Here is a 23,182-nt window from a genome sequence, read left to right as displayed (position 1 = left end):
TATTATGGATAAATTTGACTACCGAGAAGTTGAAACTGCAGAATATTCAACTAGCTTAACCCCCTCAATCGTTGAGCTTAATGAGCGAAACTATATCACATACCATGGCAAAGGAAAATTTGACCTTAGCGATAGTCACTTCAAAGAAGTTATTGCTGCAATGTACGCTCTTGCCAATGGGATTAAGGAAGCAGCTTCAACCAGTTCAAAACTAGAGTGGTTTAGAGACTATGAACCATATCCCCTTAATAGCTACTGGGATGCTGATGGCAGTTTCACTCTAATGATCAAACAACCAAATTTCACAATTCCAGAATTATTATCGGAAGCTAAGGACAAGCTCAAGTCCGAATTTTCACCAGATGTCCTTGACCAGATTCACTTCACACGTGAAGAAGAAGGTGCTGAAGTCCAGCTAATTTCGTTCGGACAGCCAGATGAGGACACCTTTGAAAAGATAACAAACTTTATTGCCACTAATGGTCTTAAAGTTATGGGTTCCGGTCACCGGGAGCTATTCTTAGATAACCTGTTGACAACTCCCATTGAGAAGCTCCGGGTTCTTTTGCGGGTTCAAATCGCCAAGGAATCCATTGGAAACAACCTGGCCGTGGTAACTAACTAAACTTAAATTGCGGATTAACAAAAAGGCTCCAACAATTGATTATCATTCAGATAACCAATCGTTGGAGCTTCTTATTTGCAATGACCTCACCCGGACTCGAACCGGGATCAACCGCTTAGGAGGCGGGTGCCCTATCCAGTTGTGCTATGAGGCCAGATAACCTTTACAATTATCTCAATTTTCAGGTAGGTTGTAAAGGTTAATTGGCAGGATTGTGCTTTCTACGCATCCCCTTACGCTTAGAATGCTTATTCTTTTTAACGTGTTTCTTAGGTGCTACGACCGACTGATGACTTTTAGAAGTGGCCTTTTCTTGACTATTCCACTTATTACCATCGTTATGCTCTGGGCTTTTCGGCTCTTGTTTAACCTCTGCCTTATTCACCTTGGGCTTGGTCTCACTGAGAACATTACCATCAAAATAAATTGGTTTGAGATCGTAATCTGCGCCAACTAATTTTTTTAAATCACGGAAATCATGATCATCACCGAGATTTATTATCATCCCATCATGATGCATTCTTCCAGTCCGGCCGGTTCTGTGGATATACGTTCTTTCGTCAGATGGAAGTTCGTAGTTAACGACAGCAGGAAGATCAATAATATCAATTCCCCGGGCAGAAACATCAGTGGATAACAACAGCTGAGATTTCTTTGTTCGGAAATCCTTAACCGCTTTTTGTCGTGACATTTTGCTCTGGTCACTAGTTAGTTTCGAAATGTTTTTGATTCCCCGATGAGTCAAAGTACTATATGCTTTTTGAAGCGTAACCATCTTGTCAAAGAAAACTAGTGCTGAAAAGTGTTTATCAGCCATTAGCCTAATCAACATTGCGGGTTTTTTATGGTTGGAAACTTCAAGGAACCGGTGGGCGACGTTACCCCGAGTATCGTCAATATTAGTTGTATCGATGAATTCAATTGCTTGATTAAACCATCGGTCAATGTGTTCAACAATATCGCTTTTAGTAGCTGAGAAGAAACCAAGAATAACGTTCACAGGGGCATTATCCACAATGTCGCGAACTGATTCAAGGGTGGTATCACTAAGCAAGTCATCTGCTTCGTCGATAACGATTGAGTCTAACCGGTCAATTGCAAGTTTCCTCATACTGATCAACTCACTAACTCGACCAACTGTTCCAACAACAATGTTAGGATGATCCTTCAGTTTGTCGATTTGACGAGAGATGTTTGCCCCACCAATTGCGGACTGCGTCTTGAGTCCAATTAATTTTCCCCACTCGGATACCACATTAAAAACCTGCATGGCTAACTCCGCTGAAGGTTCTAAAATCAACAACGAAACTTCGCCGTTTTGATCAATTCGTTCAAGCAATGGTAGTGTAAAGGCTACTGTTTTACCGGATCCAGTTGGACTAATTCCAACCACGCTCCGTCCTTGACTAAGGGGCTTATAAACCTTTTCTTGAATTGGGGATAATTTTTCGTACCCCAGCTTATCCATATGTTCTTTAAATTCAGGAAGCACGATATAATTTCCTCACTTTTCGTTAATCCGTTTCACCGACGAATACTAGCTTAGCATCTTGGCGCAAATTATACATCACTTTATTTACGTCAATACTCATTTGAGTCCACTTTGTATAATCTCGTTTACTATCATCACTATCTGGCTGTTCAATCACACTCGCAAAGTCAAGTACTTCACCTAACATTGGGTTGTCTTCACTCGGAGTACTTAACGTCTCCTTTGTATCACCATCAAAATAGGCAATCGTTGTTAATTCACCAGCGTCATCCATTTCAACAAAGTCCTTCAACCCAGAAACCTCGGATGGCATTTGTGAATTGGAAATTTTTGAAAAGTTTAGCGTAACGTTGAAATCCGGATACTTCAAAATTGCGGTACCCTTACCATCAACACCAGTAGCAATAATCGATGGGAAGTAGGCAACTTCTTCTGGGACCCCAAACAACGCCACCGCATCATACACTGTGTAAACCCCTAGGTCTTGGAGTGCCCCGCCGCCATACTGCAACGAAAATACGTTGGGAGTTTCGCCTGCCAAAACCTTGTCGTATCGAGATGAATACTTTGAATATGTGAATTCAGCTCCAGTAACCACTGCCATCTTATTCACTTGTTGCTTAACCAGTTTAAAGTTTTCGGTGTGGACGTTTCTTGCAGCTTCGAAAAGCAACACATCAGGGTGCTCAGCCAGTAGCGTCTGAATATCAGTCATTTCCTTTTGATTTAGAAAGGCTGGTTTCTCAACGATAACATTCTTACCGGCAATAATTGCTTGCTTTGCCTGTTCAAAATGCGCGCTGTTGGGCGATGCAATATAGACTGTATCAAACTTATCACTCGCAAAAAAATCATCAATATTTGCAAAAGCGGCTTGAGCCCCATGCTTCTTAGCGTACTCTCCAGCTTTAGTTTCAGACCTAGAGTACACTGCTGCTAGTTCATACTTTTTAGAATTCTTTGCTGCGTCAATAAATTTATCAGTAATCCAATTAGTTCCAATCGTTCCAAGTTTTATCATATATCTCACCTTCTACATTAAATTGTAACAATTCTTTTATCTCATTGAAATTTTAAGTTAGTCATTTCGTTACATTCTTTCGTTACAATGGTCGTAATTAATAAACGTTGGAGGTATCTTCTTGACTATAAAAGCCATCATTTTATTCGGAGTTTCATTTCTTGCCACTTTTTTTCACACTCCCAAGAAACGGGAGTCAAAGTCGACTAACTTTGATCCAGAATTTTATGCTGGCAAATATAGTTACTTAGATAGAAATAATCACCGTCACGAAATCCAAATTGATACAACTCTAAACGTAAAAATTGATACCCATGATCTTGAGGTCAAGGTGAAGGACGTATCAGCCGATAACATCACATACGTTGACACGTTTGGCTATCATTTAAAAATCCAAGCAAACGAAAGCCGGCCCGTCAGATTCTATGACGAATCGACTGACCAAACTTATCAGTTATCGATTGCTTAATTATTGGTGTTTGCACTCAAATAACGATGCCATTTTTGTTTACTCCCGTTAAAGACAGTTTCTGGCAATAGGGTTGTTTGATTTCCCATCTTCACCGGCGAGTGATCATCAGCAGACATGAAAGTAGCGTCTGCGTTTGGTCTTCCCAAACGACCATCAGTCAGCCAAACTTGATATTTTCGAGAAACGTGAATGTTCAGTACCCCCAAAATCTCAGAATTAGTCCAAATCATAATTGGCCGTTTATAGTAGCGCCTTAGCAACTTAACAAATTTTATAATTCGATCTCGCACCCTATCATTTTCTAGGGTGCTTTTATTATAATCACCGTAATACTGAATCGATACCGCGATTGGTAGACTCCCCGTGTCGTAACCTACCTCACGCGAAAAATTTTTGAATTGATCTGAAACGGAACTACTAAAGCTAAAAACATGGTAAACCCCAATTGGCAACTGGGATCCTTGACTCCGCTGAAAGTTTGAGGAAAAACTATCATCTGAATACATTGCGCCCTGTGACGCCCTAAGATAAACAAAACTAAACCCATCATTTTTTAACTCTTCAAAATCAATGTATCCATTCGACTGAGTAATACTAACTCCCTTGACTGGGTACATTCTTAGTAGTTTTTGTTGATGTTGATGATAAATCAGCCACCCGCCAGCAATCAAAAAAGCCAAAACAAAAAAGCCTATCAAAATTTTGGCCGTTTTTTGCCTTGATTTTCGCTGTTGCGAATAGATTGGCTGGATATCTTCACGTTTCATCTGATCATCTCAGTCCTCAAATTTTTGATGGCTTTAGTTACGGGTGCTTTGAATAATATCTTGCACACTTTGAATTGCCTTTTCGGTCGATGGTCCCATTCTAACAGTCGCCATCATGAACAGAGTATCAATAATCGTCATCTGGGCAATTAACGAATACATCCCTTCTGACCGGTAATTTGCTTCATCACTGGAAGAAATAAAAGTGACATCACTATGAGTTGCTAACGGAGAATCACGATAACTGGTAATGCCAATTACAGTCACTCCATTCTTCTTTAACGTTTCAATAATCTTTAAAGTCTGACGGTTCTTCCCAGAATGCGAAATTACAATTGCACAGTCATCTGAGTCTAATTTTACCGCTTCCATCAGTTGAACGTCAAAATCAGGATAGTAAAAAGTGTCAATTGATGTCCGTAAGAATTTATGGTACCCGTCTAGTGCGGCTACAGACGAACCACCAAGTCCGAAAAATCCTAATCGATTACAGTTGATAATTCTAAGAACACTTCGGGCAAACTCTGATTCATCAATTCCTGCTCTTGTATCTTGAAGTGCTCGCTGAGAACTGTTGAACGTCTTATCCGCAATCGTTGATAACGTATCATTTGCATCAATATCTTTAAATATTGGTAGGTTCTGTGGGCGAAGTTGAGTGTACGCCAACGCCAGAGTAAACTCGCGATAGTTAGCATACCCTAACGTCTTTACCAACCTTGAAACGGATGCAGTAGAAGTTTCTGTCTCTTCCGCTAGTTCTTCAATATTAGCTTCGGATGCCTGTTGTGGATTAGCAATCACATACTTAGCTATTTTTTTATTGGTACGGCTCAGGTCATCGTAGTACTGCTTAAGCAATTGAACCGGTGTACTCATTTCATTCACCCCAAATTTTCTATTTGTAAATATTTTACAACAAAACAGTTGCATTGTGAAACTATTTTCCATATAATCTTAATAGTAAAAAGTAAGGAGAACCAAGGCCTATTATTTGCCGAATTTTGTCTAACATGCTAGATTAAATTGAAAGCGGTACCCTAAAAATTTCTGCTATTTTTTAATTACGTATGACTATTCTATCATTAATATTAGGTATATTTCGACAGGATTCCGCTTTTTACTATTTAGAAAGGAAGTTATTTATATGGATTACACATTGGGCGTTGACATTGGAACCACCAGTGTCAAAACCGTTCTATTCGATGTTAAAGGTAAGGTTCATGGCTACTCTAACAATGGCTACCCTCTTTACCAAGACACCCCTGATATGGCTGAGGAAGATCCAGAAGAAATCTTCTCTGCTATGTCTGACGGCATTTCAGAAGTCCTTCGTAAGGCAAACCTTAATGATGGAGAACTGAAGGGCGTATCCTTCTCATGCGCAATGCACAGTTTGATTTTGCTCGATGAGAATTATAAGCCCCTAACCCGAGCAATTACTTGGGGGGACAACCGGGCGGTTAACTATGCTGACGAATTGAAGGCTAGTGACCAAGGAATGGAGATATACCAACATACCGGTACTCCAATTCACCCAATGACTCCATTAACCAAGCTGATTTGGTTACGTAACGACAAGCCAGAATTGTTCAAGCAGGCTAGTTACTTCGTTGGTATTAAAGAATATGTTCTTTACAAACTCTTTGGGGTTTTAAAGGAAGATTATTCAATCGCCAACGCAACTGGAATGTTCAACATTTTCAACATGGATTGGGACGACCAAGCACTTAAGGTTGCCGGCGTTACTCCTGACCAATTACCAGAGCTTGTTGATACCACTTACCAACTCAAAGGTCTTAAAGAAGAATACTCTAAGGTCCTTGGAATCTCAGAAGATGTTCCATTTATTATCGGAGCTTCTGACGGTCCTTTGGCTAACCTTGGAGTTAACGCCATCAAGCCTGGTGTCGTTGCTGTTACCATTGGAACTTCGGGTGCAGTCAGAGTTGTAACTGATAAACCAGTCACTGATCCAAAGGCTCGGGTATTCTGCTACTATCTTTCAAAGGGAATGTGGGTTGTCGGCGGTCCAGTTAACAACGGTGGAGTTGTCTTCCGTTGGGTCCGTGACCAACTTTGCGCCCCTGAAAAGGTTACTGCTGAGCAAATGAAGATTGATCCTTACGATTTACTAACTGAAATTGCAGCAAAAATTCCAGCCGGTTCAGATGGTTTGATTTTCTTCCCATTCTTGGGTGGCGAGCGGGCTCCAATTTGGGACGCTAACGCTCGTGGTTCATTCTTTGGTTTGAGTAGAACTCACACCAGAGCTCACATGATCAGAGCTGCTCTTGAAGGAATTGTTTACAACCTGTACACCGTTAGTTTGGCACTAGAAGAAGTTGTTGGTGAAGCCACAAGTATTCAAGCTAGTGGTGGATTTGCTAGATCAGCCCTTTGGCGTCAAATGCTGACGGATATCTTTGAACAAGATGTTTCCATTCCAGAGAGTTTTGAAAGTACCGCTCTCGGTGCTGCCACTCTTGGAATGTACAGTTTAGGCTTGATTGATAGTTTAGAGGATGTTTCTAAGTTTGTCGGAACTACAGATGTTCACCATCCAGATCCAAAGAACTTCCAAGCATACCGTGAATTGATTCCAATCTATATTCGGTTGAGTCGTTCGCTTCAACCTGAATACAAGAACGTTGCTGATTACCAACGTCGTCATCAATCTGATGATAGCGGTGCAAACACTAGTCACGCTTAATATTTTTTATACCTATACGGGGAAAGGGGAAAACTATGAAATTAATAGCCCTATTAATCGGAATAATTATTTTGTTAGTTCTGATTATCAAATTTAAGATCAACACTTTTGTATCATTAGTTTTAACCGCAGTTATAACTGCAATTATGTTAGGAATGCCTCTCGGAACAATCGCTGACACTGTCGGAGAAGGTATCGGAAGTCAACTTGGTGAACTCTCTATGGTCTTCGGGTTCGGGGCCATGCTGGGAAGGCTGGTTTCAGATTCCGGTGGTGCTTACATCATCGCTGAAACCATGATCCAACGGTTTGGTAAACAGCGGCTTCAAATTGCCGTAATGGTTGCCTCATTTATTCTGGGTATTGCCTTGTTCTTCGAGGTTGGGATGGTTCTGTTAGTGCCAATCGTATTTGCTATTGCGGTTGAAGCTGGAGTTCCAATCCTATTCTTAGGAATTCCAATGGCCGCAGCCCTTTCTGTTACCCACGGGTTCTTGCCACCACATCCTGCTCCAGTTGCCATTGCTCAAGTATTGGGCGCAAATGATGGTCACGTTCTGTTGTTTGGTCTTCTTATTGCCATTATTGCAGCTTACGTTGCAGGGCCAATCTTTTCAAAGATTGCTAAGAAGTATGCTCCGGACGCATTTAACCGGAAAGGTAACCTCTCATCAATCGGTGAGATCAAGCAGTTCTCACCTGAAGAATCACCTTCATTTGGAGTATCCGTATTAACTGCCTTATTCCCAGTTATCTTATTAGCAATCACCACTATCTACACGATGGCGGTTCACGGTGGTCACACACCAAAGAATCCAAGCACCATTGATTCAATTATCGAATTTATCGGTTCACCAAGTATCGCAATGCTGATTTCATTATTCTTCGCAATGTGGACTATGGGATGGAACCGGAAGAGAAGTACCTCACAGATTATGGAATCACTTGAAAACGCCGTTAAGTCCATCGCAATGCTACTCTTAGTTATTGGTGGTGGTGGTGCCTTCAAGCAAGTTCTTATCGACGGAGGAGTTGGTAAGGAAGTTGCCAAGATTTTCCTTGGCTCATCACTTTCACCACTTCTTCTCGGTTGGTTAGTTGCCGTTGTGCTTCGAATCGCTCTTGGTTCCGCGACCGTTGCCTCACTAACCGCAGCTGGTATCGTATCACCATTGATGGCTCAAGCAGGTGTTGATCCTGCCCTGATGGTTCTTGCCATCGGTGCCGGTTCACTTGCCGCATCACACGTTAACGATGCCGGATTCTGGATGTTCAGAGAATATTTCGATTTAACTGTTAAGCAAACATTATTAACATGGACGGTGCTTGAAACGATAATCTCCGTCGTCGGAATAGTCTTAGTCCTCTTACTAAACCTAGTATTCCATTAATAACCAAAAATAAAGCAGTGCGAAATTCGCACTGCTTTATTTTTTTATAGTTCTACCATAATGTAGGGCAGCTGCTCCAAACATAAATCTCTTGATAGCAACATTTGACACCCCAGCTGTTTCAAACATTTGTTGCAGCTTAGTGGCCGATACAAACTGTTTTGCTGTCGTTTGTAAATAATTATACTGATCAAAATTATGAACTCTCAGCTTGGCAATATATGGCACCAACTTAAAGTACGCCCGCCAGCCTATCTTAATAATCACATTCTCAGGAATTGATGTTTCGAGACTTGCAACAAGACCACCGGGTTTAACGACCCTGACCATTTCACGAAGAACCTGGTTCGCATCGGGGACATTCCGTAAACCGAATCCAATTGTGGCAGCCTCAAATGTGTTATCTGCAAAGGGTAAATGCATGGCATCCCCTTCAACTAATGACACCTGTTTTTGTTGCTTTGCCTGAGTGACCTTTTTATCACCAATCGCCAGCATGTTCCGACTAAAATCTAAACCAGTAACATGTCCCGTTGGTCCAACAGCTCGAGCCAGTGCAATCGTCCAATCAGCAGTACCACAACAAACATCAAGCACCCGCGCACCGGTTTCGATATGTAATAGTCTCATTGCCTGGCGACGCCAATTCCGTTGCGTCTTAAACGTCATCACATCGTTCATTTCATCATAATGATCCGCTATATCGTCAAACAGTCTATTTACAACCCTCTCAGGCGTTTTATTAGTTAACCCCATCTCGGTTCATTCCTCCCTAGAAAATGGCTCTCAGCCTAAATATTTGCCTCCTGGCGTCATTACCTTGGTAACTTCACCACTATTGATATGATGCTGAACGCCAAAATCATCAGTTATGATCAATGAGGCATCAGCTGCTATTTTAGTCGCTTGCCCAATAATTTTGTCATTACCAAGCGTAACCTCGACCCGCTCACCTACTGTTTGGTTGATTTTCTCATATTCTAGTAAGTATTGATTAAGGTCACCACGAATCATCAACCAGAATTGATTTACAATTGCACTAATAATTGATTCCCGATTAAAGTTAGAATCATCAGCTATCCACCCAGCTTTAGAGCGTAACTCTAAGGGAAAACTATTGGGGGTCATATTCAACCCAATTCCAACAATAACGTTGTTTGGGACCCCCTGTTTAATTGTACTCTCAGTTAGTATCCCACCAACTTTATGATTATCCACTAAAATGTCATTGACCCATTTAGTTTGAAACTGAGTGTTAGGAAAAAACTGCTTTAATGCCTTAACGACAGCAACCGCCGTTCCAGTTGTCACGAGACCAATTTTAGAAAGTTCAACTGGATTATCTGGCAATAATATCGTTAAATAAATTCCACTATCTCGGGGCGAAAAAAATGGGCGAGCGCGTTTACCCCTTCCGGCCGTTTGACTTTCAGCAATTATCACCGTGGCGGTACTTCGGCCATCGGAAATCAGTTGGTGAGCAACATCCATGGTCGACGTAACTTCGTCAAAGTATTCAACTTCAATAGACTGATCAATCTGTTCTTCTATCCGTTCAATATCAATCATTTTACAATTCCACCTACAAAAAAAGATTGTGTCTATATTAATTATGACACAATCCTTTTGATTATCATCTTATAATTGCTGATTACATTAAATGAACACCCTTATCGACGAAGATTACATCACCTGTAACCCCTGTTGACAAGTCACTCATTAAGAAAGCCGCAACGTTTCCAATCTCTTCGGTCGTAACACTAACATTATCAACCGTGAAGCCTTGAGACATTTTAAGCAAGTCACTATGACCTTTAATTCCAGTAACTGCAAGGGTCTTTACAGCCCCAGCGGAGATAGCGTTAACCCGAATTTGGTCTTCACCCAAATCAGAAGCAAGGTAACGAACACTTGATTCAAGGGCTGCCTTAGCAATTCCCATCATGTTGTAATTAGGAATTGCCCGAATTGACCCGAAGTATGTAAGGGTCAAAATACTACCTGGGTTGTTAAGATATGGTCGAGCATAACGAGCAACCGCAATTAGTGAATATGCACTGATGTTTTGAGCAAGGTCGTAACCTTCCTTTTCAGTGTTGATCACTCCATTGGTTAATGTCTCTTTGTCCGCAAAGGCAATCGCATGAATCACTCCATCGATTTTATTGTATTTATCACCAATTTCCTTGAATGCCTTTTCGATGTTTGCATCCTCAGCAACATCACACTCAATCAAATCGGTTCCCTCTGGAACAAATCGTTCAAGACTAGTTTTGATTCTGTCATTTTGGTAGGTCAAAACAACGTTTGCACCCTGCTCAATCAAAGCATTAGTACAGCCCCAGGCAATACTACGCTTGTTAGCAACGCCCATTACAACAATTGTTTTACCATCTAAAAAGCCTGCCATTTATTCATCCTCCTAAGAATTAGAATTTCTCGTATCGTAACTGTCTCTTTGCTAATAAATCAGTTACGGTTATTTTTTTTAGCTCACTAAATCGACTACTTAAGAATTCACGGAGATTAGCAACATCACTTTCATCCTTAACCTCCGGCAAAATTCCGTCGATTATTTCTTCCTTAAGAAGACTTTGGGGAGTTAATCCTAGCTCCTCAGCAGCTTGTGGAACTTTTTTAGAGTCCTTCCACATGATACTTGCATATCCTTCTGGTGACAAGACTGAATAAATACTGTCTTCAAACATATATACTTCATCACCGCTAGCTAATGCAAGCGCACCACCGCTACCGCCCTCACCGATAATAATGCTAATGTAAGGGACTTTTAATTGAAGACCTTCCAAAATACTTTGGGCAACCGCTGATCCTTGGCCATGGTATTCCGACTCAACGTCTGGAAATGCACCAGGGGTATTTATAATAGCTAAAACAGGACGGTTAAACTTCTCCGCCTGATGCATAACCCGAAGAGCCTTTCGGTACCCAAATGGAGTGGCACTACCAAAATGGCGGTCAATATTTGACTCTGTGTCGTTTCCTTTGGAAATTCCAACAACTGTGACTGGTTGATTTTTAAGATAACCAATACCAGCTATCACTGCATGATCATCAGCGTCAAGTCGGTCACCATGCAACTCAAAAAAGCCATCCACCAACTGATGAACTAAATCAGTCGTTAGAATTTTTCCTTGATCACGAGCTGCCTTAACCTTTTCATATGCTGTATTTTTAACCATGTTGATCTCCCTTTACTGGTGAAGCTTTAATAGTCGGTACAAAGTCTTCTTCATATCGGCACGAGCAACGATCGAATCAATGAAACCGTGCTCTAATACTGTTTCCGCCCGCTGAAAATCTACGGGTGGCTTTTGGTTGATAGTCTGTTCAATAACTCGCCGACCAGCAAACCCAACCAATGCATGCGGTTCAGCCAAAATAATATCGCCGTCCATGGCGAAACTTGCCGTAACCCCACCGGTAGTAGGGTCACATAAAACAACGATATATAGGAGCCCCGCATTAGCGTGTTCGCTAACCGCGGAAGATACCTTTGCCATTTGCATTAGAGAATGAATTCCCTCTTGCATTCTAGCCCCACCAGAAGCCGTAAACATGACAACAGGTAAGGATTCCTTCGTTGCTCGTTTGAACAACCGAGAAATCTTTTCTCCGGTTGAAGTGCCTAAACTACCCATAATAAAATATGGATCCATGATTCCAGCAGCAAAATCAACATCGTCGATAGTTGCCGGTCCAGTTAGGACACTTTCCTTAATCCCAGTGATTTTTTCGGCCTTAGCAATTTTTTGGCGGTACTTAATATCTTGGTATCGGTCTGGAATCGTAATCTCAGCATCGATTTCTTCAAATTTATCAAACGTAATTGAAGCCCGGCGTTTTGCTGTGATACGAAAACCGTAGCCACAATTTGGACACGTATGCAAATCACCCATCTTATTGCTAAAAAACACTTTATGGCAAACTGGGCATTCTTTTAAAAGATTATCGGGCAAGTCACTCATTCGCTTTTTCAGCAAATCAGTGCTTGGAGTATGAAATTTACTTGGCTCCATCTAAAACCCTCCGATCTGCCAAAATCACTTGTTCAATGTAATTAGTGTTATAAGAGGCTTCCTTGAATCCATCACTTTGGAGAATTTCGTTCAAGAAATCCTGATTAGTTGTAACGCCGCCAATTTCAAGTTCACTTAAAACTCGCTTCATCTTAGTGATTGCGACATCTCGATCATTCATGTGAACGATAACCTTGGCAATCATTGAATCATAGTATGGCGAAATAAAACTACCAGCAATGATTCCTGAATCAAATCGAACCCCCATCGTTCCGACAGGGAAGTATAGGTGATTAATTTTGCCAGGCCGAGGAGCAAACCCGTGATAAGGATCTTCAGCATTCAACCGACATTCAAGTGCATGCCCCTTAACGGCGGCATCCGCTTGAGTAAATGGTAAATCTTCACCAGCAGCAACCAAAATCTGAGCCTTAATTAGTTCGAGGCCAGTCACTTCCTCAGTAACTGTGTGCTCAACCTGTAACCGAGTATTCATTTCCATAAAGTAGAAATGATGGTCGTTATCCATTAAGAACTCGTAAGTTCCCGTGTTGGTATAACCCAATTTTGAAGTAGCTGTAGCAACAATATTCCCCAATTCTTTCCGTTCTGACTCAGAGATTAGAATCGAAGGACTCTCCTCGATTACTTTCTGATGACTTCGTTGAAGTGAACAATCCCGTTCAGGAAGGTAGACCACGTGACCACTGTTATCAGCAATCACCTGCATCTCGATATGCTTAGCATCCCGCAATAGTTTTTCAACATAGATACTGTCATCGCCGTACGAAATTCTAGCTTCCTGCTGAGTTGCCAAGAACGCTGCTTCTAGTTGACTTGGTTCATCAATTTCTCGAATTCCCTTACCACCACCACCAGCTGCAGATTTAAGCAAGACCGGATAACCAATCTCATCAGCGATTTGCTTCGCGTCACTAACTTGATTGACGACCCCTTCACTACCAGGAATTACTGGGACGCCATATTTCTTCATTGCATCCCTAGCATTAGCCTTATCACCCATCAAAGAAATGATGTCTGAATCAGGGCCAATGAACTTAATATGACACTGCTCACACAATGCAGCAAACTCTTCGTTTTCAGATAAAAAACCATAGCCGGGGTGAATGGCCTCACACCCAGTTAAACTGGCAGCACTGATGATTTCCGCCATATTTAGGTAGGAATCACTAGGTTGCGGACCACCGATACAAATTGCTTCATCAGCTAATGAAACGAACAAACTGTCCTTATCAGCACTTGAGTAAACCGCAACGGCAGTAATATCCATATCATGAAGCGCCCGAATGATTTGAACCGCAATCTCGCCCCGATTTGCAATTAATACTTTCTTGAACATTTAAATCACCTCAATTGGATTACTCAATGGCAAATACTAAATCTGCCTCGGTAATAACCTCACCGTCGCGGGAAATTTCACCGTGACCAACCCCAACGTTTAGCTTGAGCTTAACTAGTTCCACGGACATAACCAACTTATCACCCGGACGAAAGTCATCCTTAAAAGTTGCTGATCTAATTCCACCGAAAAATACATTTTTACCTTTATACTCATCCATACTTAAAATTGCCGCAACGCCAGTTTGGGCGATTGACTCAATCAAGATTGGACGGGGAATCGTCAAATCCTTTCCCGTTTGATTAGTAAAGAACCATTCATTGATTGTTACTAACTTGGTTGCCGTAGCCCGTTTGCCAGGAACGACTTCGTTAAAGTAATCAATCATTTGAAATGGATATCGTTGAGGAATAACATCCTGTACGTTTAAATCCATTGCTATTCCTCCACTCTAAAGATTGGTTGGTCAAATTCAACCATCGATCCGTCTTCGGGAAGCACTTCTCTAATGGTCCCGTCGACGTCACTCTTAACTTCATTGATCATCTTCATTGCCTCAATCACACAAACCACGTCACCTTTAGCAACGTGGTCACCAACCTTTTTGTAAGGTGGCTTATCAGGACTGGCAGCAAAGTAGACAACCCCAACTAGCGGTGCTTTGATATCAGTTAGATTATCATTAACCACAGGTTGGTTAGTGGTATCTGATGTAGAAACCGCCTCGTTAGCTGGTGCTTCGTTTGAAACTGTGGTGGATTCAGCTTGATTGTTTTGGGCAACAGGGGCCTGAACAATCTGAGCCTCCTGTTCCCGTTTACTAAGATTCAACTGAAAATCATCCTGAACTAACTTGAAGTCCAGCAAAGATGATTTATCAAATTTATCTAGTAATCGTTCAATCTCCTTCTCATCCATTCCTAGTCCACTCCCTTAAATGCAACTACGGCGTTATGCCCTCCAAAGCCGAAAGAGTTGCTAATTGCAACGTTAACTTGGGCATTCTTGTTTTCCTCTGTTACAAGGTCAACTGGGCATTCTTCGTCTTGATTCTTAACGCCAATATTAACTGGCATCTGATTCTTGTTAATTGCGGCGATAGAAGCAACGGCTTCGATTGCACCGGCAGCACCCAGTAAATGACCAGTCATTGACTTAGTACTACTTACCTTAACGTGGTCATTATCCTTGAACACTTGGCTAATTGCCTTAGCTTCGGCACTATCATTGGCCTTAGTACTAGTACCGTGGGCATTGATGTAATCAACATCCTTAGCATCAATTCCAGCTTCATCAATGGCCTGTTGCATTGCTCTAACGGCTCCCTTACCTTCTGGATCCGGAGCAGTCATGTGGTATGCGTCACTAGTAGTTCCGTATCCAACCACTTCGCCAAGAATGTTAGCACCACGAGCAATCGCATGGTCGTAACTTTCGAGAATAAGCGTAGCAGCTCCCTCGCCTAGTACAAAACCATGACGGTCCTTATCAAACGGAATGGAAGCATCCTCTGGATTCTCACTCTTCGATAAAGCAGTAAGGGCAGCGAAACCAGCAATTCCAATTTCGTTAACAGAAGCTTCGGTTCCACCAGTGATCATAACGTCCGCTTTACCCATCTTGATGTATTCAAACGCGTTACCAATGGCATTAGTAGCTGATGAACATGCGGTAACCACTGCCTGGCTGGTGTTTAATGCGCCAAATTCAATGGCGATGTTACCGGCCGCCATATTAACGATTGAGTTTGGTACAAACAAAGGTGAAACCCGACGAGGTCCCTTGTCGTGCATCTTAATAACTTGTTCTTCAATCGTGGTTAATCCACCAATCCCTGAACCGTAAATAACGCCAAGGCTATAAGGATCCAACTCACCATCTTTAAAGTTAGCCATTTCCATAGCTTCCTTCGCAGAGTATACGGCGTAGTTACTGAATAAATCATTTCGCTTTGATGCCTTTTTGTCCAAACGAACAGTGGCATCAAAATCTTTTACTTCACCAGCAACTGTAATTCCTGTCTCAGTAGCATCAAACTTAGTAATTGGACTAATTCCAAGCTTGGAGCCAAACAAGTTAGTTAAATATGTGTCAACATCGTTTCCTAATGGAGTAACTGCCCCCATACCTGTAACTACAACTCTATTCATAGACTTACTCCTTAAATTAAATCGTTAATCCGCCATCAACAGTAATCACTTGACCAGTGATGTACTCATTCTTTGCAAGAAAAGCAACCGTTTCGGCAATTTCAGCCACGTCACCAAACCGCTTAAGCGGAATTGTATCAGCAAATTCTTGTTGGCGCTTTTCACTCATGGCATCAACCATATCAGTCCGAACCATTCCTGGGGCAATTGCATTGACCCGAATGTTTCTTAATGCACCTTCACGGGCAGCCGTCTTGGTTAGACCAACAACTCCAGCTTTACTGGCTGAATAATTGGCCTGCCCAATATTTCCATGGGTTCCAGAAATACTTGCAAGGTTGACGATTGAACCAGTCCGCTTCTTTTGCATGTACTTCATAGCGTATTTGGTCATGTTAAAGGTTCCAACCAAGTTAGTGTCTAACACTGCCTTGAAATCTTCTTCTTTAATTCTAGTTAGTAATTTATCACGGGTAATACCAGCATTGTTAACTAGCAAATCAATTTGACCGTGCTTTTCAACAACGGAATCAATCATTTGCTTAGCGTCATCATCACTAGCAACATCACCCTTAAGAACATCAAATGAGTAACCCTCTTTTTCAAGAGCTGTCTTTTGATCATCACTCAAATCAGAATGAACGTTGATTGTTACCTGATAACCTTCATCGCTCAACTTTTTTGCAGTTGCCAAACCAATTCCCTTGGCGGCACCAGTTACTAACGCAATTTTTGCTTCTTCTGCCATTAATTATTACCCCAATTTTTCTCTTAGTTCAGCAAGGGTTTCAACACTATCAACGTGATAGGTTTCAACACCCTTAATGCTTTTTTTGACTAATTTGGTTAATGTGGCACCTGGGCCAATTTCAACAAACGTGTCAACTGAAAGACTCGCGAGTTTTTCAGCACACTGATCAAAATGGGTTGGGCTAACTAACTGCTTAGTCAACGTTGATGGAATATCTGATGCTTCAAACCGGTCAGCAGTAGTGTTACTGATTACTGGGTAGTTTGGTTCTGAAAAAGTTACGGTCTTAAGTCGATCATTTAGCTTTTCAGATGCCAATTGCATTAATGGGGTATGCGAAGCCACCGCCACATTAAGTGGCACGACCCGCTTTACCCCATTACTCTTTAGATATTCACTTGCGGCAGCGACACCATCAGCATCGCCACCAATAACAACTTGACTCGCAGTGTTGTAATTAGCCGGATAAACCTTACCGTGTTTTGAGCCTTCATCAATCGCCTGTTCCAAAACTTCAGGGGCAGCCTTCATAACGGCAGCCATTTTACCTGGATTTTGGGCACCAGCTTCTGCCATGTACCGAGTTCGGTCAGCCACTAATGGTAATGCTGTTTCCAAATCAAGGGCTCCGGCAGCAACTAAGGCACTGTATTCACCTAAACTCAAGCCAGTAGCACCAACTGGTTGACCAATCTCTGTGGCCAAAATCCGGTTGATTCCAGTGCTCATGGTCACAATGGCAACTTGAACGTTGTCAGGATCATCAAACACATCGGCATTTGTTAGATCTATTCCGAGGACAGTAGATGCCTCGTCAACAGTTTGTTTGTAGATTGGTTCGGTTTGGTAAAGGTCTTGTCCCATTTCTTTAAACTGGCTACCTTGACCACTAAAAAGAAATCCTAATTTCAACTTATTTACCTACTATTCTGCTTTCTTAACAACGTAATCTACTAATTCGCCAACAGTTTCCATACCATCATCAGTTTCGATTTCGATGTCGTATGTATCTTCAATCTTGTCGATAACTTCAAAAATGTCCAAGCTATCAAGATCCAAATCGTTCTTAAAGTTAGTTGTTTCAGTAACCTTGTCTGCTTCTACGTCCAATTGGTCCACGATGATTTCTTTTACCTTGTTGAATACTTCTTCTTTAGTCATAATTTGTTTCCTCCAAATATTTTTTATAAATTAATTAGTATTTTAATACAACAGTTCCAATGGTTAATCCACCACCAAAACCAGATAGTACTACAATGTCGCCTCTGGTGATTGTTCCATCCTCGATTTTTTCATCTAGAAGGATTGGTTCACTGGCTGCCGCCGTATTTCCATACTCAGCAATATTACTGTGGAATTTCGATTCAGGCAACCCCATTTTGTCAGCAATTCGTTCAATAATGCGAATATTTGCTTGATGTAACACAAAATGGTCAACGTCATTGACAGTTAAATTTGCATCTGCCAACGCACTCTCGATTGAAAGGGGGACATTATTCACAGCGAAGTTGTAGACCCGACGACCATTCATTGTAAAGAACCGACTAAACTCGGTTGACTCACTTTGAAACGGCGTGTTCTCGCCAACCTGACCGGCAGTCAGGTACTTGCCAAGATCACCAAGAGTTCTCAAATCAGTTCCAAGAACTGCTCCATCACCTTCAACGCTCTCGACTAGTGCACCCGCAGCTCCATCACCAAACAAAACCGCGGTACTGCGATCGTGCCAATCAAGGAGCTTGGATAGCACCTCTGCACCAATCACAATTGCCCTTTTAGGTTCATCACCAATGAGCATTTGCCTTGCTACCGACAACCCGTATGAAAAGCCAGAACAAGCCGCACTCAAGTCAAAAGCAACTGCTTTAGTGGCACCGATTTTTCCTTGAACCGTTGCGGCAACTGAAGGTGAGAGAAAATCTGGTGACATGGTTGCCACGATGATATAGTCAATCTCATCTGCGGATAATCCCGATTTAGTCAATAATTGACTGGCAACATCCGTACTTAAGCTTGTCGTCGTTTCTTCGTCAACAACGTGCCGTTGTTTTATTCCCGTTCGTTGGGTGATCCATTCATCAGAGGTATCCATCATCGTTGCTAAATCATCATTAGTAACAACTTTACTTGGAACCGCCTTAGCAGTTTCAAGAACGGAAATGTTTTCAAATTTCATTATTTAGATACCTCATCAATAAAACCCAGCAGATTATCTAAAACCTGCTCAATTATGTCGATACTGTCATCAGAAAAATCATCCAGGACTCGTTTAACAAGTGCGTGATGAAACGCATCATGAGCCCGAAATAGCAATCTTCCCTTATCAGTAAGTTCCAAATTGATTATTCGCCGATCCCTTTGGTTCTGAACCCTACGAATATATCCTTTCTTTTGAAGCGTATTAAGATTAGCAGTCAACGTGCCTTTACTAAGCTTGAGGTAGTTGCCTACTTCAGAAGTTGTCTTGTGCTCGTGAAGGCCAATCGCGTGAACTAAGTGAAGTTCCTTAGCGGTGACATCTTTAAACCGACTTTTACGAATTTCAGTTTCTTCAATTCGCATAATACTGTCATAGATATCAATCATTGAATCACTAATTAGCTTGAAATCAGAATTCTTTTTGTTTTCTCTATCAAGTAATTGATCCATGATCAGCCCCCCTAACTATTACAACTTCTTATCTGCATCAGCTACGATAAATGTCAACTTACATGAACAAGCGACTTTATCGTCAACCTTAACCTCACACTTAACTGTTCCCATGTTAGTTCTAACTTTCTCCATATCAACATGAAGCTTTAGAACATCACCTGGACGCACAACTTTTCTAAACTTGGCATTTTCAATTGCACCAAGATAAGCTGTCTTACCCTTGAACTTTTCTGATTTCAAAATCAAAATTGAAGCAGCTTGAGCCAACGATTCAATAATCAAAACTCCAGGCATTACTGGGTTACCAGGAAAATGGCCTTGGAAAAATTCTTCGTTAATTGTTACGTTTTTAGTAACCACGATTGACTCGCCTGGATTTAATTCATCAACCTTATCCATAAAAAGGATTGGGTAACGGTTAGGAATTAGATCCATAATTTCAGAAGTATCTAATACACTCATTTATGGTTCTCCTTAAAGATAAAATTTATTAAGACCAAAATAGTTTGATTTTCGAACTATTCTGGTAAAAATAAAGGCCCGTATCGGACAACAGCAATGATAATATAAATTAGTTTGAATATCAAACTAATTTTTTGTGAATTTTTGATAGCATCAGCTAAACCCTTTACCCCGCGTGAAGTTGCTAGGTATTATGAATCAATAAAAAAGTTTTTCAAACCACTAAAAAAAGTGGCAAAACAAGTTGCCACCCTAGTTATATCAATCTATTCAATTGTTTCATAAATTAATTTCATTGGTTTAGCAGATTCAGAGATTTCGATATTAGTTGCTAAAATTTTCTTGATGTCATCAACGTCTTCACGATTACTGTAAATCGTTAATAATGATTCACCGGCATCAACCTTATCCCCAATCTTTTTGTGGAGAACAATTCCAACGGCATAATCTAGTTTATCATCTGCTTTTTGCCGACCGCCACCAAGGAGCATACTTGCGACACCCACTTCATCAGCAACAATTTTTGAAATCACCCCAGCTTTTGAGGCTGGAAATTCAATCTTATATTTAGCTTGGGGCATTACACCATCCGGATCATCAACAACATTACCATCGCCACCTTGGGCCTCAATCATTCCCCTAAAGGTTGCTAATGCAGAACCGTCATGAAGAGATGCCTCACAAAGCTGTTTTCCTTCTTCAACAGTTGAAGCCTTACCGCCCATTTTGGCCATATAACCACCAATGGTCGTGGTCAATTCTTCAAGGTCAGCTGGTCCCTCGCCCCTAAGTAATTCAATTGATTCCTTGATTTCCAAGGCATTTCCAATCGCATTACCTAGAGGTTGGTTCATGTCAGTAATCATCGCCATGCACTGCATGCCAACCCCTTTGCCGATTCCAACCAATGCCTTAGCCAAATTTCTAGAATCATCGAGCGTCTTCATGAATGCTCCAGCTCCGGTTTTAACATCAATAATTAGGGCATCGGTCCCGGAAGCAATTTTCTTACTCATTATCGATCCAGCAATCAACGGAATTGAGTCAACCGTGTCAGTTACATCCCTTAATGCGTAAATCTTTTTGTCTGCTGGTGCAATATTTCCGGTCGCACCAATGATTGCACATTTTTCCTTCTTAACTTGATTTATGAATTCCTGTTCAGAAATTTCCACTTGGTAACCAGGAATTGCCTCAAGTTTATCAAGAGTTCCACCAGTGTGACCTAAGCCCCTACCGGAAATCATTGGCACTGGAATTCCTAATGAACCAACCACGGCGGCAAGTGGAATGCTGACTTTATCACCAACTCCACCAGTTGAATGCTTATCAAGCTTAACGCCTGGAATTCCACTCAAATCAAGATGGTCCCCTGATTCCATCATTTTCATAGTCAATGTTGACTGTTCTCTCTCGGTCATCCCCTGAAAGTAAATAGCCATCAACAGCGCACTAGTTTGGTAATCAGGAATACTACCATCAACTACCCCATCAACAAAAAATTGAATCTGCTCGTCGGTCAATTCTTCCCCGGACCGCTTTGCATGAATTATATCTACCATTCTCATTCGGATCACTTCCCCTATCCTATTGGTATCTTGTTAATAATCTAATATCACTTGAGCCAAGCTCTGGTCAATAATCGCACAATTGGCGTACTTAGCTGTCATAGCCGCATGAACTCCAGCTGCTTTTTGATTACCACTTGCAATCAACACAGCGTGTTCCTTTTTTCGTAAATCTTCAAGCTCAATTCCAATCGTCCTAGCATCAATTCCCGAATCAACAACCTGACCGTTCTTATCAATAAATCTGGAAACAATATCCCCGACAGCTGACTGCTGCAATCTTTCAATTTCGTCATGGTCAAAATACCCTAGTTGAAAAATCAACGCTTCAGATCTGACGGTGCCAACTGTGAACAACGCAACGTTAGCTCGTTTGCCAAGCTCTAAAATGTGCTTAATGTACCTGTCTTTTTCAACCATTTGTTTGGTTACATCATTATCAAATATCACTGGCAGGGGTAAATATTCTGGTACTACGCCATAAGCACTTGCTAGTTCATTTGCACTCTCGTATGCGTAAGTTTTCTCACTGGAATAACTAACGCTTCCTTTTAGCTGAACCACCTGAACGCCAGAAACATTTTGAGGTTCCATGGATTCAGTCAATGCGTGGATTGTATTCCCCCAGCCAATTCCAATCGTGTCCCCGGGTTTGACGATCCGAGCTAAGTAATCTGCAGCAAACTTGCCAACGCTTCTTATTGCCGTTGTCTGCCCACCATAATTACTGGGAACAACGTGAACCTCAATGTCATACTTTTCGCTTAACTGATCAGCCAGCACTTGAGAATCAACGATTGGATTTACTATTTGAATTCTGACTAGCCCTTCATCCTTGGCATATTGAAGAAGCCGAGAAACAGTCGGCCGTGAAATTCCTAGAGTCTTTGCGATTTCCTGCTGGCTATAATTTTCTGAATAATACAGCTCAGCGACTCGCAAGCTCTGCTTTAGTTTTTCAACGTCATTTCCGATTGCCATCCCGGCCACCTCATTTATTATTTAATGTTTTTTACCGCTGTGTTAAGGGCTAACCGAATCATTTCATCAAACGAAGTCTCTCTGTCCTTCGCCGACATTGCCTCACCTGTCAATAAGTGATCAGACACGGTCAAAATAGTCAGTGCCCTGATGTGGTGTTTAGCAGCAAGTAAGTACAGGCCGCTAGTTTCCATTTCGGTTGCCAACACTCCGTAGTCAATCAATTTTTGCATGTCAATCTCATCATTATAGAATCGATCAGCCGCAAAAATATTACCTACCTTGGTGGAAATTCCCATTTCTTCCGCAGTGTGGTAAGCAGAGTCTAGTAACCCAAAATCAGCGATTGGAGAATAGTACATCCCAGAGCCAAACGTATTAGCGATAATTGATGAATCCGTTGTGCCCGCTTGGCCTAAAATAACATCTTTCATATGAACGTCTGGGCTCATTCCGCCACAACTACCAACCCGATAAATCGTCTTAACTCCGTATTCTTTGATCAACTCAGTAGTATAAATTGCGAGTGATGGGATTCCCATTCCAGAACCCTGAACGGAGATTTTTTTGCCCTTATAGGTTCCAGTAAATCCAAACATATTCCTAACATCACTGTATTGAACAACATCTTCCAAGTAGTTTTCAGCAATAAATTTTGCCCGTAATGGGTCGCCTGGCATTAAGACCGTTTCGGCAATATCACCCTTATTTGCACCAATATGTGTACTCATAAAATCCCC

Annotated in this window: 26 protein-coding genes and 1 tRNA gene; 4 read left to right on the top strand and 23 right to left on the bottom strand. The window is 41.5% G+C overall.

The window, feature by feature from the left end; all coding sequences use genetic code 11:
* Nucleotides 1-4 precede the first annotated feature (4 nt).
* Complete coding sequence (locus tag QOW94_RS04925; RefSeq protein ID WP_283679120.1) at nt 5-625, top strand: hypothetical protein; 621 nt, start codon at nt 5-7, stop codon at nt 623-625.
* A gap of 81 nt (nt 626-706) precedes the next feature.
* Here QOW94_RS04925 and QOW94_RS04920 read toward each other — a convergent pair.
* From QOW94_RS04920 to QOW94_RS04910, 3 genes are all read right to left on the bottom strand, one after another.
* A tRNA-Arg gene (locus QOW94_RS04920) sits at nt 707-779 on the bottom strand.
* Nucleotides 780-824: 45 nt separating this feature from the next.
* A complete protein-coding gene (locus QOW94_RS04915; RefSeq protein WP_283679119.1) occupies nt 825-2,117 on the bottom strand; it encodes a DEAD/DEAH box helicase in 1,293 nt (430 codons plus the stop codon).
* Nucleotides 2,118-2,139: 22 nt separating this feature from the next.
* On the bottom strand, nt 2,140-3,138 hold the full coding sequence (locus QOW94_RS04910; protein ID WP_283679117.1) for a Gfo/Idh/MocA family protein: 999 nt from the start codon (nt 3,136-3,138) through the stop codon (nt 2,140-2,142).
* Nucleotides 3,139-3,259: 121 nt separating this feature from the next.
* On the opposite strand from QOW94_RS04910, the gene QOW94_RS04905 reads away from it, so the two are divergent.
* Nucleotides 3,260-3,607, top strand: coding sequence for a DUF4828 domain-containing protein (locus tag QOW94_RS04905; protein WP_283679116.1), 348 nt, complete (start codon nt 3,260-3,262; stop codon nt 3,605-3,607).
* On the opposite strand, the gene QOW94_RS04900 is transcribed toward QOW94_RS04905, so the two are convergent.
* Nucleotides 3,604-4,377: a GH25 family lysozyme gene (locus QOW94_RS04900; RefSeq protein ID WP_283679115.1), complete on the bottom strand. Its 774-nt coding sequence runs from the start codon at nt 4,375-4,377 to the stop codon at nt 3,604-3,606. The genes QOW94_RS04905 and QOW94_RS04900 overlap by 4 nt on opposite strands.
* 33 nt (nt 4,378-4,410) lie before the next feature.
* Nucleotides 4,411-5,256, bottom strand: a complete 846-nt coding sequence (locus QOW94_RS04895) for a MurR/RpiR family transcriptional regulator (RefSeq protein WP_283679114.1) — start codon at nt 5,254-5,256, stop codon at nt 4,411-4,413.
* Nucleotides 5,257-5,524: 268 nt separating this feature from the next.
* Between QOW94_RS04895 and gntK the strand changes: the two genes are divergently transcribed.
* A complete protein-coding gene (gntK, locus tag QOW94_RS04890; RefSeq protein WP_283679113.1) occupies nt 5,525-7,090 on the top strand; it encodes a gluconokinase in 1,566 nt (521 codons plus the stop codon).
* Nucleotides 7,091-7,125: 35 nt separating this feature from the next.
* Complete coding sequence (locus QOW94_RS04885) at nt 7,126-8,481, top strand: gluconate:H+ symporter (protein ID WP_283679112.1); 1,356 nt, start codon at nt 7,126-7,128, stop codon at nt 8,479-8,481.
* Between the two features lie 36 nt (nt 8,482-8,517).
* Here the strand turns inward: QOW94_RS04885 and QOW94_RS04880 are convergent, their stop codons facing one another.
* From QOW94_RS04880 to deoD, 18 genes are all read right to left on the bottom strand, one after another.
* Complete coding sequence (locus tag QOW94_RS04880; RefSeq protein WP_283679111.1) at nt 8,518-9,237, bottom strand: demethylmenaquinone methyltransferase; 720 nt, start codon at nt 9,235-9,237, stop codon at nt 8,518-8,520.
* A gap of 30 nt (nt 9,238-9,267) precedes the next feature.
* On the bottom strand, nt 9,268-10,050 hold the full coding sequence (locus QOW94_RS04875) for a biotin--[acetyl-CoA-carboxylase] ligase (RefSeq protein WP_283679110.1): 783 nt from the start codon (nt 10,048-10,050) through the stop codon (nt 9,268-9,270).
* 82 nt (nt 10,051-10,132) lie between these two features.
* Complete coding sequence (gene fabI / locus QOW94_RS04870) at nt 10,133-10,891, bottom strand: enoyl-ACP reductase FabI (protein ID WP_283679109.1); 759 nt, start codon at nt 10,889-10,891, stop codon at nt 10,133-10,135.
* A gap of 19 nt (nt 10,892-10,910) precedes the next feature.
* Nucleotides 10,911-11,681, bottom strand: a complete 771-nt coding sequence (gene accA / locus QOW94_RS04865; RefSeq protein ID WP_283679107.1) for a carboxyltransferase subunit alpha — start codon at nt 11,679-11,681, stop codon at nt 10,911-10,913.
* Between the two features lie 12 nt (nt 11,682-11,693).
* Nucleotides 11,694-12,518, bottom strand: a complete 825-nt coding sequence (locus QOW94_RS04860; protein ID WP_283679106.1) for an acetyl-CoA carboxylase carboxyltransferase subunit beta — start codon at nt 12,516-12,518, stop codon at nt 11,694-11,696.
* Nucleotides 12,505-13,878 carry an acetyl-CoA carboxylase biotin carboxylase subunit gene (accC, locus tag QOW94_RS04855; RefSeq protein WP_283679105.1) on the bottom strand — a complete coding sequence of 458 codons (1,374 nt, stop codon included), beginning with the start codon at nt 13,876-13,878 and terminating at the stop codon, nt 12,505-12,507. The genes QOW94_RS04860 and accC overlap by 14 nt, the downstream gene beginning before the upstream one ends.
* A gap of 19 nt (nt 13,879-13,897) precedes the next feature.
* On the bottom strand, nt 13,898-14,314 hold the full coding sequence (locus tag QOW94_RS04850; RefSeq protein WP_283679104.1) for a 3-hydroxyacyl-ACP dehydratase FabZ family protein: 417 nt from the start codon (nt 14,312-14,314) through the stop codon (nt 13,898-13,900).
* Nucleotides 14,315-14,316: 2 nt separating this feature from the next.
* Complete coding sequence (gene accB / locus QOW94_RS04845) at nt 14,317-14,796, bottom strand: acetyl-CoA carboxylase biotin carboxyl carrier protein (RefSeq protein WP_283679103.1); 480 nt, start codon at nt 14,794-14,796, stop codon at nt 14,317-14,319.
* Between the two features lie 2 nt (nt 14,797-14,798).
* Nucleotides 14,799-16,028 carry a beta-ketoacyl-ACP synthase II gene (fabF, locus tag QOW94_RS04840; protein WP_283679102.1) on the bottom strand — a complete coding sequence of 410 codons (1,230 nt, stop codon included), beginning with the start codon at nt 16,026-16,028 and terminating at the stop codon, nt 14,799-14,801.
* Nucleotides 16,029-16,044: 16 nt separating this feature from the next.
* Nucleotides 16,045-16,776, bottom strand: a complete 732-nt coding sequence (gene fabG / locus QOW94_RS04835; RefSeq protein WP_283679100.1) for a 3-oxoacyl-[acyl-carrier-protein] reductase — start codon at nt 16,774-16,776, stop codon at nt 16,045-16,047.
* A gap of 6 nt (nt 16,777-16,782) precedes the next feature.
* A complete protein-coding gene (locus QOW94_RS04830; RefSeq protein ID WP_283679099.1) occupies nt 16,783-17,691 on the bottom strand; it encodes an ACP S-malonyltransferase in 909 nt (302 codons plus the stop codon).
* A gap of 12 nt (nt 17,692-17,703) precedes the next feature.
* On the bottom strand, nt 17,704-17,940 hold the full coding sequence (locus QOW94_RS04825; RefSeq protein WP_283679098.1) for an acyl carrier protein: 237 nt from the start codon (nt 17,938-17,940) through the stop codon (nt 17,704-17,706).
* Nucleotides 17,941-17,974: 34 nt separating this feature from the next.
* Nucleotides 17,975-18,955: a beta-ketoacyl-ACP synthase III gene (locus tag QOW94_RS04820; RefSeq protein ID WP_283679097.1), complete on the bottom strand. Its 981-nt coding sequence runs from the start codon at nt 18,953-18,955 to the stop codon at nt 17,975-17,977.
* On the bottom strand, nt 18,955-19,428 hold the full coding sequence (locus tag QOW94_RS04815; RefSeq protein ID WP_283679096.1) for a MarR family winged helix-turn-helix transcriptional regulator: 474 nt from the start codon (nt 19,426-19,428) through the stop codon (nt 18,955-18,957). The genes QOW94_RS04820 and QOW94_RS04815 overlap by 1 nt, the downstream gene beginning before the upstream one ends.
* Nucleotides 19,429-19,446: 18 nt before the next feature.
* Nucleotides 19,447-19,893, bottom strand: a complete 447-nt coding sequence (gene fabZ, locus QOW94_RS04810) for a 3-hydroxyacyl-ACP dehydratase FabZ (RefSeq protein ID WP_283679095.1) — start codon at nt 19,891-19,893, stop codon at nt 19,447-19,449.
* 266 nt (nt 19,894-20,159) lie between these two features.
* Nucleotides 20,160-21,461, bottom strand: coding sequence for a pyrimidine-nucleoside phosphorylase (locus QOW94_RS04805; RefSeq protein ID WP_283679094.1), 1,302 nt, complete (start codon nt 21,459-21,461; stop codon nt 20,160-20,162).
* Between the two features lie 33 nt (nt 21,462-21,494).
* Nucleotides 21,495-22,442, bottom strand: a complete 948-nt coding sequence (locus QOW94_RS04800; RefSeq protein ID WP_283679093.1) for a sugar-binding transcriptional regulator — start codon at nt 22,440-22,442, stop codon at nt 21,495-21,497.
* Between the two features lie 17 nt (nt 22,443-22,459).
* Nucleotides 22,460-23,173 carry a purine-nucleoside phosphorylase gene (gene deoD, locus QOW94_RS04795; protein WP_283679092.1) on the bottom strand — a complete coding sequence of 238 codons (714 nt, stop codon included), beginning with the start codon at nt 23,171-23,173 and terminating at the stop codon, nt 22,460-22,462.
* Nucleotides 23,174-23,182 lie beyond the last annotated feature (9 nt).

It is taken from the genome of Lentilactobacillus sp. Marseille-Q4993, from assembly GCF_951230165.1.
Taxonomy (GTDB): Bacteria; Bacillota; Bacilli; order Lactobacillales; family Lactobacillaceae; genus Lentilactobacillus.
The sequence above is the reverse complement of the archived record's forward strand: the minus strand, read 5'-3'. Positions and strand labels throughout refer to the sequence as shown.